The sequence below is a fragment of the Rhodococcus sp. B50 genome, assembly GCF_013602415.1.
In the GTDB taxonomy this organism is placed as follows: domain Bacteria; phylum Actinomycetota; class Actinomycetes; order Mycobacteriales; family Mycobacteriaceae; genus Rhodococcus.
The window spans coordinates 3215104-3232697 of record NZ_WPAG02000002.1 but is presented as its reverse complement, the minus strand read 5'-3'; the positions used below and the strand labels follow the sequence as shown (position 1 = coordinate 3232697).

Below are 17594 nucleotides of genomic sequence, written 5' to 3'. Positions count from 1 at the left end.
TGTGAGTATCGCCACGACCGAGGAGCAGCGGGCCGTCCAGGCATCCGTCCAGGCCTGGTCACGCGCCGTCGACCCCATCTCGACGATACGTCGTGGAGGCGACACGACGTGGCGCGACGGTTGGTCGTCCCTCGCAGAGCTCGGAATTTTCGGTGTCGCCGTCCCCGAAGACGCGGGCGGTCTCGGAGCGACCGCCGTGGACCTGGCCGTCATGCTCGAACAGGCCGCCCGCGAACTCGCGCCCGGCCCCGTCCTGACGACCGCCGTGGCGGCTCTCGTGTTCGGCCGCGCCGGGGAGGCCGTCGCCAAGACGACGGCGCGGCTCGCCGAGGGCGAGGTCCCCACCGCGCTCGCGCTCGACTCGGCCGTGGCCGCCGAACCCGCAGGGGACGGATTCGTGCTGCGGGGCGAGGCCGGGCCGGCCGTGGGCGCCGAGGCCGGGATCGCGGTGCTCCTGCGTCTCGAGGGTGAGCCGGACGTCGAACCCGCCGGCGGTGGCCCGGCCATCGAACGCTGGGCGCTCGTCGAGGCCGACGATCCGGGTCTGCGGGTCGAACCGCTCGACACCATCGACGCGTCCCGCGCGGTGGGCCGTGTCCGGCTCGAGGGCGCGACCGTCCCGGCGGATCGTGTCGCGACCGTCCCGGCCGGCTTCGTGCGCGACCTCACCGCCGGTCTCGCCGCCGCGGAACTGGCCGGCCTCGCCGGCTGGGCGCTGACCACCGCGGTCGACTACGCGAAGATCCGTGAGCAGTTCGGCAAACCGATCGGTGCGTTCCAGGCGGTCAAGCACATCTGTGCCGAAATGCTCTGCCGCACCGAGAAGATCCGGGCCGTGGCATGGGACGCAGCGGTCACCGTCGACTCGCAGCCCGACGAACTGCCGATCGCGGCGGCCGCTGCGGCGGCGGTCGCGCTCGACGCCGCGGTCCGGACGGCCAAGGACGCGATCCAGGTCCTCGGCGGCATCGGGTTCACCTGGGAGCACGACGCGCACTTCTATCTCCGCCGCGCGGTCGCCACCCGGCAGGTACTCGGCGGCTCCAGCGTGTGGCGGTCGAGGCTCACGACATTGGTGCGCGACGGCGCGCGTCGTCATCTCGGGATCGACCTGTCCGACCACGAGGAGGAGAGGGTGCGGATCCGCGCGGAGATCGAGAGGATCGCCGCCGCACCCGAGTCCGGGCAGCGTGTCGCTCTCGCCGAGTCGGGTCTCCTCGCGCCGCACTGGCCGCAGCCCTACGGCCGGGGAGCCGGCGCCGCGGAACAACTCGTCGTTCAGGAGGAACTCGCCGCTGCCGGTATCGAACGCCCCGATCTCGTGATCGGCTGGTGGGCGGTTCCGACGGTCCTCCGGCACGGCACGCCCGAGCAGATCGAACGATTCGTGATGCCCACCCTGCGCGGCGACGTGGTGTGGTGCCAGCTGTTCTCGGAACCCGGAGCGGGTTCGGATCTCGCGGCACTGCGCACGAGTGCCGAGAAGGTCGACGGAGGGTGGGTGCTGCGCGGGCAGAAGGTGTGGACCTCGCTCGCTCAGCAGGCGGACTGGGCGATCTGCCTCGCCCGCACCGACCGCGATGTCCCCAAGCACAAGGGCATCACGTACTTCCTCGTCGACATGAAGTCCGCGGGGATCACGATCTCGCCGCTGCGCGAGATCACCGGCGACGCGCTGTTCAACGAGGTCTTTCTCGATTCGGTCTTCGTGCCGGACGACTGCGTTGTCGGGAAACGCGGCGACGGCTGGAAACTCGCCCGCACGACTCTCGCCGACGAACGCGTCGCCATGGGGGGCAAGTCGTCGCTGGGGCCGCGGATCGAAGAGTTGCTCGCACTGTCGACCCCGGGCGACCCCGTGGCCGAGGACCGCATCGCGACGCAGATCGGTGAAGCGACGGTCGGATCGCTCCTCGATCTGCGCGCCACCCTCGCGCAACTCGAGGGACAGGATCCCGGTGCCGCGTCGAGCGTCCGCAAACTCATCGGTGTGCGGCAGCGGCAGGACACCGCCGAACTCGCCATGGATCTCGCGGGTGAGTCCGGCTGGGTGGAAGGACCGCTCACCCGGGAGTTCCTCAACACCCGGTGCCTGACGATCGCCGGTGGAACCGAGCAGATTCTGCTGACCGTGGCGGCCGAGCGGCTTCTGGGTCTGCCGCGCGACTGAGGAGTCCTTCCGCCGGACGCCCGGGAGTGCTACAACTGGAACACGTTCTACATCGAAGGTGGGTGACGGTGGACTTCGCACGTGACGAGACACAGGAGGAGATCGCCGGTGTGGCGGCCGGTCTCCTGAAACGCGGCCTCGCCGACGAGGCGTTGTGGGCCGCGCTGGCCGACGCCGACCTGCTGTCGCTCGCCCTGCCCGAAAGACTCGGCGGATCGGGGCTCGGACTCGGCGAAGTGGCCACGGTTCTCACCGAGATCGGACGCGGAGCGGCGCAGACGCCGGCCCTGGCCACTCTCGGTCTGGGCGTGCTGCCGATCCTCGCGCTCGCCTCCGAGCAGCAGCAGGACGAACTGCTCGCCGGCGTCGCGGAGGGAGCCGTCCTGACGGCCGCCCTCGGAGAACCCGGCCGCGCCTTCCCGGAGCAGCCGGCCGCCACCGCCGTCCGAACCGGCCGGGGTCATGCGGTCACCGGGTCGTTCGTCGCCGTGCCCTATGCCGATCGGGCACGCCTGGTGCTCCTGCCCACCGATGCCGGTGTGGTCGCGGTGACTCCCGACGCCACCGGCGTGACACTGCGCCCGAGTCCCACCTCGACGGGCTCCCCGGAGTTCTCGCTGCGTGCCGACGGTGCCGTCGGCGTCCTCCTCGCGGAGTCCGGTGCCGACGCCGTGGCGACACTCCACCGGATCGCGCTCGCCGCCGTGGCGGCCTTCGCGGACGGACTGCTCTCCGGCGCAACCGAACTCACCGCGAAACACGTCAGCGAACGGCACCAGTTCGGCAAGCCGCTCGCGACCTTCCAAGCCGTCGCGCAACAGATCGCCGACGTCTACGTCACCGCGCGCACCCTGCACGTCGCAGCACTGTCGTCGGTGTGGCGCCTGTCCGAAGGTCTCGACGCCGCAGACGATCTCGATGTCACCGCGTACTGGATCGCGGCCGAACTGCCTCCGGCCATGCGTGTGCTGCACCACCTGCACGGCGGCGTAGGTGTCGACGAGACCTATCCGCTGCACAAGTATTCGTCGGCCGCCAAGGATCTTGCCCGGTTGCTCGGCGGCGCCTCGTACCGACTCGACCTCGTGGGGGCCCGGTGTTCATCGATCTGACCGACGAGCAGCGCGCGCTGCAGGCCGAACTGCGCCGTTATTTCGGCAATCTGGTCTCCCCGGAGGAGGCCGCGATCATGCGCACGGAACGGCACGGCCCCACCTACCGTGAGGTCGTCCGTCGCATGGGCAAGGACGGATGGCTCGGCGTCGGGTGGCCGGTCGAATTCGGCGGCCACGGTTTCGGCGACGTCGAACAACAGATCTTCGCCAACGAGGCCGTCCGAGCCGACGTCCCGTTACCGAGTGTCACGTTGCAGACCGTCGGCCCGACGCTGCAGGTCTACGGCACCGATGAGCAGAAGCGGAAGTTCCTGCCCGCCATCCTCGCCGGCGAGGTGCACTTCGCGATCGGATACTCCGAGCCGGAGGCCGGGACCGACCTCGCCGCACTGCGCACCACTGCGGTGCGCGACGGCGACCACTACATCGTCAACGGACAGAAGATCTTCACCACCGGTGGGCACGACGCCGACTACATCTGGCTCGCGGTCCGCACCGGCCCCGCCGATTCGCGTCACCGCGGCATCTCCGTGCTCATCGTCGACACGAAGGATCCGGGCTTCAGCTGGACGCCGATCATCACCTGCGACGGCGCCCACCACGTCAACGCCACCTACTACAGCGACGTGCGCGTTCCGGCCGAGATGCTCGTCGGCGAGGAGAACAAGGGCTGGAAACTCATCACCACCCAGCTCAACCACGAACGCGTCATGCTCGGACCGGCCGGTCGCGTGGCGGGCATCTACGACCGGCTCGTCGAGTGGGTCCGCGCGCACGAACTCCAGGACCGTCCCGAGGTGCGACGCGCACTCGGGGAGATCCACGCGACCTGGCGACTCAACGAACTGCTCAACTGGCAGGTCGCGGCGAGCAGCAACGACGCCGTCGACATCGCCGATGCCTCGGCGACCAAGGTGTTCGCCACCGAGCGGATCCAGCGGGTCGGGCGTCTGGCCGAGGAGATCGTCGGTGCCTTCGGCGACCCCGCCGACGACGACACCGCCGATCTGCTCCGCTGGCTCGACATGATGGCCAAACGCAATGTGGTCATCACTTTCGGTGGCGGCGTCAACGAGGTGATGCGCGAATTGATCGCGACGTCCGGACTGGGCATGCCGCGGGTGCCGCGGTGACACGGGAGAATTCGGTGACACGAGAAGTTCCGGTGAACGCCCCGGAGGAGATCCTGCAGGCCGCCGTGAAGGTCCGCGGCGACGGCCCGTCCGCACCACGACCCGGACGCGATCCGGTGAACATGCCGATGATCCGCAACTGGCTCGAGGCGATAGGCGACGACAATCCGATCTACACCGACGAATCGGCGGCGATCGCCGCCGGTCACGGCGGTCTCGTGGCCCCACCTGCAATGGCACAGGTGTGGACGATGCGCGGTCTCGGCACCGAACGCGAGAAGGACGACCCGCTCGGCCGGATGACGCAGATCCTCGACGACGCCGGATACACGTCGGTGGTCGCCACCAACTGCGACCAGATCTACCACCGCTACCTGCGTCACGGCGAACAGGTGACGATCGAGTCCACCCTCGAGGACGTCGTCGGCCCGAAGAAGACCGGACTCGGGGAGGGCTGGTTCTTCACGACCCGCAACCTGTGGAAGGTCGGCGACGAAGTGGTCGCCGAGATGCTGTTCCGCATACTGAAGTTCGCGCCGCCGGCGAAGGCGGAGGAGCCGTCGTCCTCCGAAGGCCGAGCACCCTCGGTTCCCGACGATCTCGACCCCACACGGCTGCTCCGCCCGTCCGTCTCCCGCGACACGCAGTTCTTCTGGGACGGTGTGTCGGCCCACGAACTGCGCATCCAGCGACGTCCGGACGGCACGCTCCAGCACCCACCCGCCCCGGCGCTCTGGCTCGACAAGTCCGAGACCACCGACTACGTCGTATCTTCCGGTCGCGGAACGGTGTTCAGCTTCGTCGTCCACCACGCGCCGAAGGTGCCGGGACGGCAGCTGCCTTTCGTCGTCGCCCTCGTCGAACTCGACGAAGGTGTCCGGATGCTCGGTGAGCTCCGCGGCGTCGATCCCGAGCGAGTGCGCATCGGAATGCCGGTGGCGGCCACCTATCTCGATTTCCCCGGCGATGACGAGACCGGGGGAGAAGCGTGGACGCTGTACGCCTGGAAGCCCCTCGAGGAGGACGCGTGAGCACCCCGACCGTTGCGACGGGCGAGAGCCTGCCCTCCCTCGAGATCCACGCGGATCCGACCTTCGTCGTGTCGACGGCCCTGGCCACACGCGACTTCCAGGACGTGCACCACGACCGCGACAAGGCGCAGCAACGCGGATCGAAGGACATCTTCGTCAACATCCTCACCGACACCGGGCTCGTACAGCGCTACGTCACCGAGTGGGCAGGCCCCCGCGCGGTGGTGAAGTCGATCTCGTTGAGGCTGGGTGTGCCCTGGTATGCCTACGACACCCTGGCCCTCTCCGGCACCGTTGCCTCTGTCGAGGACGGACTGGTCACCGTCGACATCACCGGCACCAACAGTCTGGGCAAACACATCACGGCTACAGCCACTTTCGTGATCGGAGACACTGCATGAGCGGCCTGTCGGGTGCAGCGGCGATCGTCGGCATAGGTGCCACCGACTTCTCGAAGGACTCCGGTCGCAGCGAACTGCGCCTCGCAGCCGAAGCGGTGCGCGCCGCCCTCGACGACGCCGGTCTGGCGCCGACCGACGTCGACGGTCTGGTGTCGTTCACGATGGACACCAACACCGAAGTGGCCGTAGCCCGTTCGGTGGGAATTCCGCACCTGAAGTTCTTCTCCCGCATCCACTACGGCGGCGGTGCGGCGTGCGCCACGGTGCAGCAGGCGGCGATGGCCGTCGCGACCGGCGTGGCCGATGTGGTGGTCGCCTACCGGGCGTTCAACGAACGATCCGGGGCGCGCTACGGTCAGGTCAACACCGCACTTGCCGCGCAGGTGAATTCATCGGGCACCGACAACGCGTTCTCCTACCCGCACGGGCTGAGCACCCCGGCCTCCTTCGTCGCGATGGTCGCGCAACGCTACATGCACGTCGCCGGGGCGACGAGCGCCGACTTCGGTGCCGTGGCCGTCGCGGACCGTGCTCATGCGGCAACCAACCCCGAGGCGTTCTTCCACGGAAAACCGATCACGCTCGAGGACCACCAGAACTCGCGGTGGATCGCCGAGCCGTTGCACCTGCTCGACTGCTGCCAGGAGTCCGACGGCGGCGTCGCCGTCGTCGTCACGAGCGCCGAGCGGGCGAAGGACCTCGAGCAGACCCCGGCGGTGATCGCGGCCGCGGCACAGGGGAGTGGACCCGACCAGTACATCATGACCAGTTACTACAGGGACGGGCTGACCGGACTGCCCGAGATGGGCATCGTCGGCGACCAGCTGTGGAAACAGGCCGGCATCCGGCCGCAGGACATCGCGACGGCCGTCCTCTACGACCATTTCACCCCGTACGTGCTCATGCAGCTCGAGGAACTCGGATTCTGCGGACGCGGCGAGGCCAAGGACTTCGTCGCCGACGGCATCCAGGTGGGTGGGCGACTGCCGATCAACACGCACGGTGGTCAGCTGGGGGAGGCCTACATCCACGGTATGAACGGCATCGCCGAGGCCGTCCGGCAGATCCGTGGCACGGCCGTCAACCAGGTCGACGACGTCGACCACGTCCTGGTCACGGCGGGAACGGGAGTTCCGACCTCGGGACTGGTGCTGTCGCGGTCCTGAGGCCGTTTCCCTCCCCTGGGGACGTGGGCCTGCCTACGATGAAGGCCCACACTCCGGTGAGATCCCTGTGGGAGGACCCGTGTCGGTGACGAACGGACATGTCGTACATCCGACCCGCGAACAGCGGGTGCAGAACGGTCTCGCCGCTCGGAGGGTCACCCCGGTCGAGTCGCTGGCAGATCTCGGGGAGTCGTCCCGGGATCCGATCGCCCTGCTCGAGAGTCAGGCACAGTCCCGCGTCCCCCAGCTAGTCCCGGTCCGGTACGGCCGCATGGCGACGTCGGCGTTCGCGTTCTTCCGCGGTGCCGCGCTGGTGATGGCCGACGATCTGTCGCGTACGCCCGACAGTGGTCTGCACACGCAGCTGTGCGGCGACGCTCACGCGAGCAATTTCGGCCTGTTCGCGACTCCGGAACGGAAGACGGCCTTCGACGTCAACGACTTCGACGAAACGTATCCGGGACCGTTCGAATGGGACGTCAAGCGCCTGGTCGCAAGCCTCGAGATCGCAGGTCGCGACAACGGGTTCACCGCGAAGGAATGCAGGAAGATCACCCGGGCGTGCGCGGCCGAGTATCGCGAGACGATCTGCAGGCAAGCGCAACTCGGCAATCTGGCGGTGCGGTATTCCCACCTCGATCCCACGGTCGAGATAGCGGAGTTGGGCGACCTGCTGGATGCGAAGATGGAGAAACGCACCCGGAAAGTACTCGAGAAAGCCTCGCGCCGCGACAGTCTCCAGGCACTGGAGAAGCTGACCACCATCATCGACGGTCACCGCCGGATCATCAGCGATCCGCCGCTCATCGTGCCCGTCGAGGAGGTCTTCGCCGACCTCGACGCCGAGGCGATCTACGACGAGCTGTACGGCCGTGTCCGTTCGTACCGGGCGACACTGCAGTGGGACCGCCGGGTCCTTCTGGAACAGTTCGAACTGGTCCAGGCCGCGCGGAAGGTCGTAGGAGTGGGAAGTGTCGGCACGAGGGCGTGGATCCTCCTGCTGCGGGGTGTGGACGACGACGATCCGCTGTTCCTGCAGGCGAAGGAGGCCCAGCGTTCGGTGCTGTCGTACTACGTGGACGGGCCGTCCTTCCGGAACGAGGGCGAACGCGTCGTGAACGGTCAGCGCCTGATGCAGTCCGCAAGCGACATCTTCCTCGGCTGGCAGCGGGGTACGGGCGCCGACGGAGTGGACCGGGACTTCTACATCCGCCAACTCCGCGACGGTAAGGGCTCGGCGGTGATCGAGGAGATGGTGCCCAAGGGCCTGAAGCTCTACGGGCGGTTGTGTGCGCGGGTCCTCGCCTACGCCCACGCCCGGGCGGGCGACCGGATCGCGCTCGCGGCCTATCTCGGCACGGACGAACAGTTCGACGACGCGCTCGCGTCCTTCGCGGTGGCCTATGCAGACCGGACCGAACGTGACCTGCAGGCGCTGCACGACGCAGTGGACCAGGGCCGGGTGAAGGCACAGTCCGGACTGTGATCCCGTCTTCGCCTCGACGGTCCCGGACACTTCCGGTGTCCGGGACCGTCCGCCGTCCTCGACGATCGGCGCGGTACAAGTAACGCAACCACGCGCCGACGGAAGGACGTCATGATGGGTTTCGAGGGCAGGGTCGCGTTCGTCACGGGAGCAGCGCGAGGGCAGGGTCGCGCGCATGCCGTCGCATTCGCCGAGGCCGGAGCGGATCTGGTGATCTGCGATCGGTGCGCAGATTCGCCGGTGGTGGGCTACCCGCTCGCGACGGAGGATGATCTGGCGGAGACGGTGCGCCTCGTCGAAGCCACCGGCCGCCGGGTCGTCTCGGCGACACTCGACACCGCCGACCGTCCGGCGATGGACGCGCTGGTAGCCCGGGCCCACGACGAATTGGGGCGTATCGACATCGCGGTCGCCAACGCCGGGGTGTCGGTGGCGGCGCCGGTGCACCGCATGCCGCAGGCGATGTGGGACGAAGCGATCTCGTCGAATCTCACCGGGGTGTTCAACACCGTCGCCGCGGTGGCGCCCGGGATGATCGAGCGCGGTTACGGACGCATCGTGACGGTGTCGTCCATGCTCGGCCGGGCCGGCAACACCAATATGGCCGCCTATGCGGCGTCGAAGTGGGGCGTGATCGGTCTGACGAAGAGCGCGGCCCTGGACCTCGCGCAGAACGGCATCACCGTCAACGCGGTCGCTCCGGGCAACATCTCCACGCCGATGATCCACAACGACACGCTCTACGGGATGCTGCGGCCGGACCTGGAGCACCCGACAGCCGACGACGTCGCACCGGTGTTCGCCTCGCTGCACGCGCAACCGGTCCCGTGGCTCGAACCTGCCGAGATCACCCGCGCCGTTCTCTTCTTCGCCGACGAGGCGTCCGCACACATCTCCGGCACCGTGCTGCCGATCGATGCGGGAAATGCCGCGCGGGTGACGGGCTGAGCATCTGTCGATGCGATGAGAAAACCTGTCGAATCGTGTCGGTCTCTTCGTGCACACTGTGCTAGCCACCACAGTCAGGGAGAAACTCATGGCCGACGCCATAGTTGCAGAAGGACTGATCAAGACATACGGGCAGGTCAGAGCGCTCGACGGTGTCGACCTACGGGTGCCGGAAGGAACCGTCACCGCATTGCTCGGTCCCAACGGGGCCGGTAAGACCACCACGGTGCGCGTCCTGACGACACTGCTCGTTCCCGATGCCGGTCGCGCCGAGGTAGCGGGATACGACGTTCTCACCGAGGCGCGCGCACTCCGGTCCCGGATCGGCGCGTCGGGACAGTACGCCGCGGTCGACGAATATCTCACGGGCTTCGAGAACCTCGAGATGGTCGGGCGTCTGTATCACCTCGGCACCAAACGGAGCCGGCTCCGGGCACGGGAACTGCTCGAGCAGTTCGACCTCGAGGAAGCGGCTGATCGCCCGGTCAAGGGTTACTCGGGCGGTATGCGACGTCGCCTCGACCTCGCCGGTGCTCTCGTCGCCGATCCCCCGGTGCTCTTCCTCGACGAACCCACCACCGGGCTGGATCCGCGTGCCCGTCTCGGGTTGTGGGAGGTCATCGACACGTTGGTGCAGCGCGGCACCACGTTGCTGCTGACCACCCAGTACATGGACGAAGCCGAACGCCTCGCCGACGACATCGCCGTGATCGATCGAGGGAAGGTCATCGCCCGCGGCACTGCCGACGAACTCAAGAGCCGCGTCGGGGGCGAACGCATCGAACTCGGCGTGGCCGAGGTCGATCAGCGTGACCGGGCGGTCCGCGAACTCGAATCGGTCGCGTCCGGTGAGATCAGGGTCGAGCGCAGCACCGGCCGTATCACCGTTCCGGTGAGCGCGGATTCCGGCGGGGGAACCGACGGTCTCGTGACCGCACTGGGGAAATTGTCGGCCGCGGGCATCCGGGTCTCCGACGTCGCGCTGCGCAAGCCCACGCTCGACGACGTGTTCCTCACGCTCACCGGTCACGGGACGGACGACAAGGTCGAGGAGGCGGTGTCGTGAACACGCTCGAGATGGTCGCAACCGACGGCCTGACCATCGCGAAACGGAACATGATCAAGATCAAGCGTGTACCGGATCTCCTGGTGTTCACCACGCTCTCCCCGATCATGTTCGTGTTGCTGTTCGCCTATGTGTTCGGCAGCGCGATCGAGGTGCCGGGCATGTCGTACCGGGAGTTCCTCATCGCAGGCATCTTCACCCAGACGGTGATCTTCGGATCCACCTGGACGGGCCTCGGGATGGTCGAGGATCTCCAGAAGGGCATCATCGACCGGTTCCGGTCGCTGCCGATGGCGCCGTCCGCGGTGCTCATCGGACGCACCACCACCGACGTACTGATCAATGTGCTCAGCCTTGTCGTGATGTCGTTGACCGGCCTTCTCGTAGGCTGGCGGATCAACACCTCGCTGGGAGAGGCGCTCGCCGGCTACCTGTTGCTGCTGTTGTTCGCCTACGCCCTGTCGTGGGTGATGGCCGTGATCGGCATGTGGATCCGCACGCCCGAGGTCTTCAACAACGCGAGCTTCATGGTGATCTTCCCGCTGTCGTTCATCGCCAATACCTTCGTCGACCCGTCGACGATGCCGCCGGTGCTGCGGACCATTGCCGAATGGAATCCCATCTCGGCGCTGACGCAGGCGGTGCGCGAGTTGTTCGGCAACACCAATCCCATGGTGCCGCCTCCGGACGTGTGGCCCCTGCAGAATCCGATCCTCGCATCGCTGATGTGGACGGCTCTGATGCTGATCGTTTTCGTGCCGTTCGCAATTCGCAGGTACCAGAAGGCCGTCAGCCGCTGACGGTCGAGCTCACATCGACGTGGGGACTCACTCGGGATAGGGCGAGTACTGCCGCTGACGCAACAACGTGGCCAGGTGCACGGCGTTCCGGGCGACGGATTCGGTGGTCGAACGCACCGCTTCGGGGATCTCGGCGAGATCCTTGAAGTCGGTGCCCGACATGGCCTCGCCGTTCCAGTAGGTCGAACCCTGGGCCGGGATGGAGAACCCGATGTCGTTGAGACTCTGGAACAGGTCGGCGACGATCTTGTGCGCACCGTCCTCGTTGCCGACGACCGCGGCGATCCCGACCTTGCCCACCATGCGCGGCCGGTTCTCGTCGTCGGTGTTCGACAGTTCGGCGTCGAGTCGCTCGAGGACACGCTGGGCGACACTCGACATGTGTCCCACCCAGGTCGGTGTGGCGACGAGCAGGATGTCGGCCGAGGCGATGCGCTCGACGATCTCCGGCCACTGATCTCCGTCGCCCATGTCGGCTTCCACGCCTGGCTTGAGGTCGAAGTCGACGACCCGGACCGTTTCGACGCTGACGTCGTGCTGCGACAGTGCGTCGAACACGTGCGCCACCATCTTGTCGGTGCTGGACTCGGCGGGAGACGGCTTGAGAGTGCAGTTCAGTGCTACGGCGTGGAGTGCTGTCATGTGCCGTGGATACCCGCACCCCCGGACGACAATCCCGCGTCCTCGAACGTGCGTCGCACGCTCAGCGTGCGCGTTCGGCCCAATCGTCGATGGCCGCCGAGAATTCGAACGACACGGGCAGAAGCGCGATGAGGTCGGCCGGTCCCGGCTGCAGAGGGCCGAGTTCCTCGAGTCCGTGATTCGCGGTGGCGAAATGCTCGAACTGCAGGTCGGTGTGTGCGAGTGCGTCACGCAGCGGTTCGACCTGAGCGCAGCTGATGTTCAGGTCCTTGTCGGAGCAGGTCAGCAGTACAGGGGTGTCGGTCGCCAACCGTGCGGCGAGTTCGACCGGATCGAGCTCGTCGGCCTCGGAGAGGAACTTGGCGTTCGCGGCATTCAGACCGAGCTGCGCGACGATCGGGTGCTGGTCGGCCGGCACGGTGCCGGTCGTCCGCAACGATTCGACGGTGCGCGGCAACTCGGCTCGCACGGCATCGGCATCGGCGCCGAGCTGCCCGGAGTCGGCGAGCGCGGTGAGCTGGGCGGACAGCAGATCCAGATAGCGCATCGGGAGCGGCGCCAACAGCGCGAAGCCGCTCCCGATGCCGCGATCGGCCAGTGCGAGGGCGGTCAGGCCGCCCTCGCTGTGTCCGAGTACGAGGATGTCCTCGGCAGCGACGCCGGTGCGTTCGGTGAGCAACCGCACGGCGGCCTCGGCATGATCGACCTGCTCGGTGAAGCCGTACTCGCCGACGGTCTCGGGGGTGTAGGTCCCGAGCCCTGTCTCGCCGGCTCCGATCTTGTCGAACCGCAGGCTCGCGATGCCGTGGGCGGCGAGTGCGTCCGCGGAGCGCACCAGGGTGTCGGCCGCAGCGCCGGGCTGGTTGCCGTTGCGATCGGTGGGGCCGCTGCCCGGGAGCAACAGCGCGGCGGCGACCGTCGCACCGTCCGGACTGCGGAGACTGCCGTGGAAGGTGGTGCCTGCGGCCTCGAAGGTCACCGGGCTGTCGCTGCCGCTCGACACGGTGGCCGAACCCGTATCGGGAAGAGCCACCGCGGTTCCGGCGAGTGTCACACCACCCGCGAGAACCAGCACGGGCACAGCAGCAGCACCGATCCATCTTCGCACGTTCCGCATGGTGCGAACCCTAGCAAAGGACCGCGCTGTGCCCGTGCCGAGCGAGCTGTGCCCGTGGGCCCCTCAGGGGAGCAGGGCGTCGATGAAGGTGTTGCTGAACACCCGATGCGGATCGAGACGGTTGTACACCGCGCGAGCCGAATCCCAGTTCTCGTCCGACGGTACGCCTTCCCGATAGGTCTCCGGCAGACCCTGCGTCAGGATCTGCTCGTCCGTGTACGGCAGATCGGGACCGAATGCCCAGCCCTTCGACCATTCGGGCCGGAAGGTCGAGTCGCTTCCGTTGTACCGCTGCCGCATCCACTGTTCCATCTCGCGGTAGAAGGCGAACATCCCGGGCGTGCCCGGGACACCGAGAACGTTGAGCCAGATGGCGGTGTCCCATTCCGGGTGGTCGGGCCGCGGACGGGTCGAGGCGATCGTCGGAGGCCCTGCCGACGGGACGAGGACGTCTTCCGGCCGATCCAGTCCGCAGCAACGGATTTCGACCGGACCGTTGAGGGGGAACTGTCCCAGACCGCGGTAGTGCTCGATGCGTTCGGCGAACCAGTGAGCGAAATCGTGGATCACATTGGCGATGTTGGCCCGGTTCGTGAGTACCGCGCCGCCGCCCTCGGTGAGACGCAGTGTGGTGGCCTTGATGTAGAACTGGAGATCTTTCGACCAGCCCCAGATGTCGGACGATCCCGTCGCTGCGAGACCCGCCACCGTCACGCCGTAATAGGTCTGGCCGAAAGCCGGTGCGATCGAGGTGTTCCCCGCCGTGATCTGCCCCAGCAGGTCGGTGATCGGTTCGGGCACATTGTCGGAGAACGGGTAGTTGTACGGGCCGGTCACCTCGCGCGAGGTCGGTGGCTTCTCCGGTGCGAGCGACCACACCTTCATCCACGGTTTGTCCGTGAACGGATACCAGATCGCCTCGGCGCGACCTGCGGAGGCGACGAACGATTCGAAGGTCCGACCCGACGCTCCGGCCGGTGCGAACAGTTCCTGCCAGGAGACGTCGGTGAAGGACTGGCACCGCATGCGGTAGTTCGGTCCGGCCTGCAAGGTGACGGACGTGATGAACGTGCGGCCGAGGTGGGTGAGCAGGGGTGTGATCTCGGGGTCGGCGCGGGTGAACGTACGCAGTGCGTAGGCGTTTCCGTCCCACACGACAGCCGTCAGTTCGGTGACGAGGTTGCTCAACGACCCGAAAGTGTGTCCGGGCAGGGTGGATTCACCGTCTGCGGGCAGAGCGGCACCGTGTGCGTTGACGGCGAGAGCCCCTGCCACCGACAATACGCCGGGCGCAGGAAGATTCGCGAGTCCGAGGCCGTGATCCTGCAGTGCCGTGGTGATCGCGTCGAGTGTCGCGCCGGGACCGGCCGTGACGGTCGCGGGCGAGCCGCCGGGTTCCACCTGGACCCAGTTGAGATGGAGCATGGTATCGGCCAGGATCACCCTGTCGACGGGTGCGCCGTTGACGATCGTCAGCGGTGTCCAGCCGTGCATCGCTCCGCGCGGACGGATGGTGTATCCGCTCCGGTGTGCCCAGTTCACCAGACGCACGACGTCGTCGGGAGTTCGCGGCGCGCAGGTCTGGATCGCGTCCAGCATGATCTCTTTCGACCAGTTCTGGTACGCCTGCTGGTAGAGCTCGATGCCCTCGGGAAAGCCAGGCGGGGTAGGGAGTGTCGCCCCTGCCGATCCGGAAGGAACGGCATGGACCGGAGTCCAGCCGCCGATCGCGGTGACGGCCAGTGCGCCTGCACCGGCCGCGAGGAAGCCGCGCCGCGACAGGCGCGGCGACGAATCACGAAGTGTCATGTTGTATGTCGCTCTTTCGGGGGGTGCGGCGCTCAGGCCACGGTGAGTACCACGTCGGCCAGGGCGGGGGCGAGGTCGCGTTCGATCACGGATGCGGTGACGAGCTTGCGTTCACCGTCGTTCCAGACGCGCACCCGGAGTGTTTCGCCGGGGAAGACCACGCCGGCGAAACGGGCACGGAATCCCTTCACGCGGGAGGCATCCGAGCCCAACAGGCCGTCGGTCACGGCCCTGCACACGATGCCGTAGGTGCACAGCCCGTGCAGGATCGGTGCAGGAAAGCCTGCTGCCGAGGCGAACTCGGGATCGGAGTGGAGCGGGTTGCGATCACCGCACAGCCGGTACAGCAACGCCTGCTGAGGCAGGGTCGGCACGTCGAACTCGGCATCCGGCGCGCGATCGGGGTACTCCACCGACTCCGACGGTCCACGCTCACCGCCGAAACCGCCCTCCCCGCGGGCGAAGATCGACGACCGTGCGGTCCACAGGGGATTGCCGTCGAGATCCTCGGTCCTCGATTCCTGGACCACGACAGCGGCCTTGCCCTTGTCCCAGACCTCGGCGATGCGGGTGATCGTACGCCCCTTGCCCGAAGCCGGGATGGGTGCGTGCACGGTCACCTCCTGGCTGCCGTGGACGACCCTGGCGAGATCGATCTCGATTCCGGGGAACGACACCTTCGGCGGCTCGACGTGGTGAAAGGTCGCGGCGACGGTGGCGAAGGTGGGGAGTACCTGGGGCTCCTTGTCGCGGAGGTACCGCAGTTCTCCTGCGTCGGTGGGGCGGGAACCGGCACCGATGCCGAGGTTGTAGAGCTGGACATCGGTGCTGCTCCACTCGAATTCCTGAGCGGGCAGTTCGGCTCCGACGGCTACCGAGGGGTCGATGGGCACAGGCGCTTCCTTTCTACGGCTCGAACTCGGGTCGGTCGGGTCACACGGTGTCGGCGGATTCTCGCAGTTCTTCGGTGCGGTCGTCACGTGTGCGGCCGAGAATATCGAGCGCCGCAAGGTAGCCGAAGGTCATCGCCGGTCCGATGGTGGCGCCGGGGCCGGCATAGGTGTGGCCCATGACCGGCGAGCTGACGTTGCCGGTCGCGTAGAGGCCGTCGATCACGGTGCCGTCTTCGCGCAGGACCCGGCCGTCGACATCGGTGACGAGTCCGCCCTTGGTGCCGAGATCGCCGGGGACCACCGTGAACGCGTAGAACGGGGCCTTGTCGACCACGCCGAGGCTCGGGTTCGGCTTGTTGCGCGGATCCCCGTAATAGTGGTCGTAGTGGGATTCGCCGCGGCCGAAATCCTCGTCCTTCCCGGCGCGTGCGAATCCGTTGAACCGCTGCACGGTCTCGGTGAGGGTGTCGGCCGGCACCCCGATCTTCTCGGCGAGTTCGGTGATGGAGCCGGCCTTGACGAGTATCCCGGCCTCGAGCCACCGGCGGGGGAAGGGGGTGCGGGGCGTGATGCCGGCGAAGGTGTAGCGGTCGCGGTAACGCTGATCGAGGATCAGCCAGCTGGGGGTGTTCTCGCCCGGACCGTCGCCGCGTCCGTGCTTACCCCCGTACATCGCGTGGGTCGCCTCCACGTACGGCGCCGACTCGTTGACGAAGCGTTTGCCCGCCATGTTGACCATGAGACAGCCGGGCAGACTGCGTTCCGAAAGTGCGAACCACGGGCCGCCGGTGAGCGTGAAGGACGGTCCCCACCAGGCGTCGTCCATGAAATCGACTGCGGCACCGAGTTTTTGTCCGGCGAGGATGCCGTCACCGGTGTTGGCCTTCGCTCCCACGGTCCATTCGGTGCCGATGGGCTGACGCTGGTACTGCGCCCGCATCTCGGCATTGTGTTCGAAACCGCCGCTCGCGAGGATCACACCCTTGCGGGCACGGATGATGCGCTTCTCGCCGTTCGCGACGACCTCGACACCGCGCACGGCGCCGTCCTCGACGACGAGGTCGGTGAGCGAGGTCTCCAGTAGGAGGGGGACACCGGCGTCGCGCAGGCCGATCCGCAGACCGGCCATGAGAGCCTGACCCCGGACGAGCAGGTGTTTCCGGGTGAGATTCGCCCAGACGAAGCGGGCTCCGACCCGCAGGGCTCGCACCGGTCCGCGCGGATTGCGCATGAGCAGGTTCAGCCACTTGTAGTCGGCCTGGGTGATGACGAAGTTCTTGGGAGCGCGGGCGTAATCGGGTTCGAGGAGTGCGAGATCCTCGCCGAGGCGGCGCCCGTCGAAAGGTGTCGGTTCCACCGAACGACCCCCGGGACGTCCGCCGGGCGCCTCGGGGTAGTAGTCGGAATAGCCCGGTACCCATTGCAGTTCGAGTGCACTGTTCTTCAGGACGAAGGAGAGCATCTCCGGTCCGCGATCGATGTAGGTGTCGATCTTCTCTGCGGGTACGTCGTCGCCGATGATGCTGTGAAGGTATTTTCGGGCCTCCTCCGGGGTGTCGTCCACCCCGGCGGCCTTCAGCGCCTCGTTGTTCGGGATCCACACACCGCCGCCCGACCGGGCGCTCGACCCGCCGTAGCGCGGCGCCTTCTCGATCAGGACCACGTCGGCGCCCTTGCGGGCCGCGGTGATGGCGGCGGTCATCCCGCCGGCGCCGCTGCCGACGACAACGATGTCGTACTCCTGCTCCGTCATGTAGAACACGTTATAGAAATGGTGGTGCCGAGTCCATCCCCGAAAACGAAGAGTCCTGGACGTG

Annotated in this window: 15 protein-coding genes; 10 read left to right on the top strand and 5 right to left on the bottom strand. The window is 67.5% G+C overall.

Features of this window, described 5'->3' with window-relative positions; translation table 11 throughout:
• Position 1 precedes the first annotated feature (1 nt).
• The 10 genes from GON09_RS15270 to GON09_RS15225 all read left to right on the top strand — a co-directional run bounded on the left by GON09_RS15270 (position 2) and on the right by GON09_RS15225 (position 11316).
• Positions 2 to 2170: an acyl-CoA dehydrogenase gene (locus GON09_RS15270; RefSeq protein ID WP_213932527.1), complete on the top strand. Its 2169-nt coding sequence runs from the start codon at positions 2 to 4 to the stop codon at positions 2168 to 2170.
• Between the two features lie 68 nt (positions 2171 to 2238).
• The gene (locus GON09_RS15265) at positions 2239 to 3282 is read left to right on the top strand and encodes an acyl-CoA dehydrogenase family protein (protein ID WP_213932526.1); all 1044 of its coding nucleotides are present in this window, start codon (positions 2239 to 2241) and stop codon (positions 3280 to 3282) included.
• Entirely contained in the window at positions 3267 to 4418 is a 1152-nt protein-coding gene (locus GON09_RS15260; protein ID WP_213932525.1) for an acyl-CoA dehydrogenase family protein, read from the top strand. Before GON09_RS15265 ends, GON09_RS15260 begins: the two co-directional genes overlap by 16 nt.
• A gap of 32 nt (positions 4419 to 4450) precedes the next feature.
• Complete coding sequence (locus GON09_RS15255; RefSeq protein WP_213934462.1) at positions 4451 to 5449, top strand: bifunctional MaoC family dehydratase N-terminal/OB-fold nucleic acid binding domain-containing protein; 999 nt, start codon at positions 4451 to 4453, stop codon at positions 5447 to 5449.
• A complete protein-coding gene (locus GON09_RS15250; protein ID WP_213932524.1) occupies positions 5446 to 5850 on the top strand; it encodes a MaoC family dehydratase in 405 nt (134 codons plus the stop codon). The genes GON09_RS15255 and GON09_RS15250 overlap by 4 nt, the downstream gene beginning before the upstream one ends.
• Positions 5847 to 7016, top strand: coding sequence for a lipid-transfer protein (locus GON09_RS15245; RefSeq protein ID WP_213932523.1), 1170 nt, complete (start codon positions 5847 to 5849; stop codon positions 7014 to 7016). Before GON09_RS15250 ends, GON09_RS15245 begins: the two co-directional genes overlap by 4 nt.
• Before the next feature lie 85 nt (positions 7017 to 7101).
• Entirely contained in the window at positions 7102 to 8502 is a 1401-nt protein-coding gene (locus tag GON09_RS15240) for a DUF2252 domain-containing protein (RefSeq protein WP_374195326.1), read from the top strand.
• A 111-nt stretch (positions 8503 to 8613) separates the two neighbouring features.
• Positions 8614 to 9450, top strand: coding sequence for a mycofactocin-coupled SDR family oxidoreductase (locus GON09_RS15235; protein WP_213932521.1), 837 nt, complete (start codon positions 8614 to 8616; stop codon positions 9448 to 9450).
• An 88-nt stretch (positions 9451 to 9538) separates the two neighbouring features.
• Positions 9539 to 10516 (top strand): ATP-binding cassette domain-containing protein, encoded by a 978-nt coding sequence (locus tag GON09_RS15230; protein WP_213932520.1) that lies wholly within the window; start codon positions 9539 to 9541, stop codon positions 10514 to 10516.
• An 11-nt stretch (positions 10517 to 10527) separates the two neighbouring features.
• A complete protein-coding gene (locus GON09_RS15225) occupies positions 10528 to 11316 on the top strand; it encodes an ABC transporter permease (RefSeq protein WP_213934461.1) in 789 nt (262 codons plus the stop codon).
• Between the two features lie 27 nt (positions 11317 to 11343).
• On the opposite strand, the gene GON09_RS15220 is transcribed toward GON09_RS15225, so the two are convergent.
• From GON09_RS15220 to kstD, 5 genes are all read right to left on the bottom strand, one after another.
• Positions 11344 to 11958 carry a flavodoxin family protein gene (locus tag GON09_RS15220; RefSeq protein WP_213932519.1) on the bottom strand — a complete coding sequence of 205 codons (615 nt, stop codon included), beginning with the start codon at positions 11956 to 11958 and terminating at the stop codon, positions 11344 to 11346.
• Between the two features lie 61 nt (positions 11959 to 12019).
• Complete coding sequence (locus GON09_RS15215; RefSeq protein WP_244865520.1) at positions 12020 to 13075, bottom strand: alpha/beta hydrolase family protein; 1056 nt, start codon at positions 13073 to 13075, stop codon at positions 12020 to 12022.
• A 63-nt stretch (positions 13076 to 13138) separates the two neighbouring features.
• Positions 13139 to 14884, bottom strand: a complete 1746-nt coding sequence (locus GON09_RS15210; RefSeq protein ID WP_213932518.1) for a cholesterol oxidase substrate-binding domain-containing protein — start codon at positions 14882 to 14884, stop codon at positions 13139 to 13141.
• A gap of 32 nt (positions 14885 to 14916) precedes the next feature.
• Entirely contained in the window at positions 14917 to 15777 is an 861-nt protein-coding gene (locus GON09_RS15205) for a MaoC/PaaZ C-terminal domain-containing protein (RefSeq protein ID WP_213932517.1), read from the bottom strand.
• A gap of 40 nt (positions 15778 to 15817) precedes the next feature.
• A complete protein-coding gene (gene kstD / locus GON09_RS15200; protein WP_213932516.1) occupies positions 15818 to 17530 on the bottom strand; it encodes a 3-oxosteroid 1-dehydrogenase in 1713 nt (570 codons plus the stop codon).
• Positions 17531 to 17594: the final 64 nt, after the last annotated feature.

Excerpts from the sequence above, each read along its gene's own strand:
- GON09_RS15245 (WP_213932523.1), top strand. The coding sequence starts at position 5,847 with ATGAGCGGCCTGTCGGGTGCAGCGGCGATCGTCGGCATAGGTGCCACC.
- GON09_RS15230 (WP_213932520.1), top strand. The coding sequence starts at position 9,539 with ATGGCCGACGCCATAGTTGCAGAAGGACTGATCAAGACATACGGGCAG.
- GON09_RS15235 (WP_213932521.1), top strand. The coding sequence starts at position 8,614 with ATGATGGGTTTCGAGGGCAGGGTCGCGTTCGTCACGGGAGCAGCGCGA.
- GON09_RS15220 (WP_213932519.1), bottom strand. The coding sequence starts at position 11,958 with ATGACAGCACTCCACGCCGTAGCACTGAACTGCACTCTCAAGCCGTCT.
- GON09_RS15225 (WP_213934461.1), top strand. The coding sequence starts at position 10,528 with ATGGTCGCAACCGACGGCCTGACCATCGCGAAACGGAACATGATCAAG.
- kstD (WP_213932516.1), bottom strand. The coding sequence starts at position 17,530 with ATGACGGAGCAGGAGTACGACATCGTTGTCGTCGGCAGCGGCGCCGGC.
- GON09_RS15210 (WP_213932518.1), bottom strand. The coding sequence starts at position 14,884 with ATGACACTTCGTGATTCGTCGCCGCGCCTGTCGCGGCGCGGCTTCCTC.
- GON09_RS15215 (WP_244865520.1), bottom strand. The coding sequence starts at position 13,075 with ATGCGGAACGTGCGAAGATGGATCGGTGCTGCTGCTGTGCCCGTGCTG.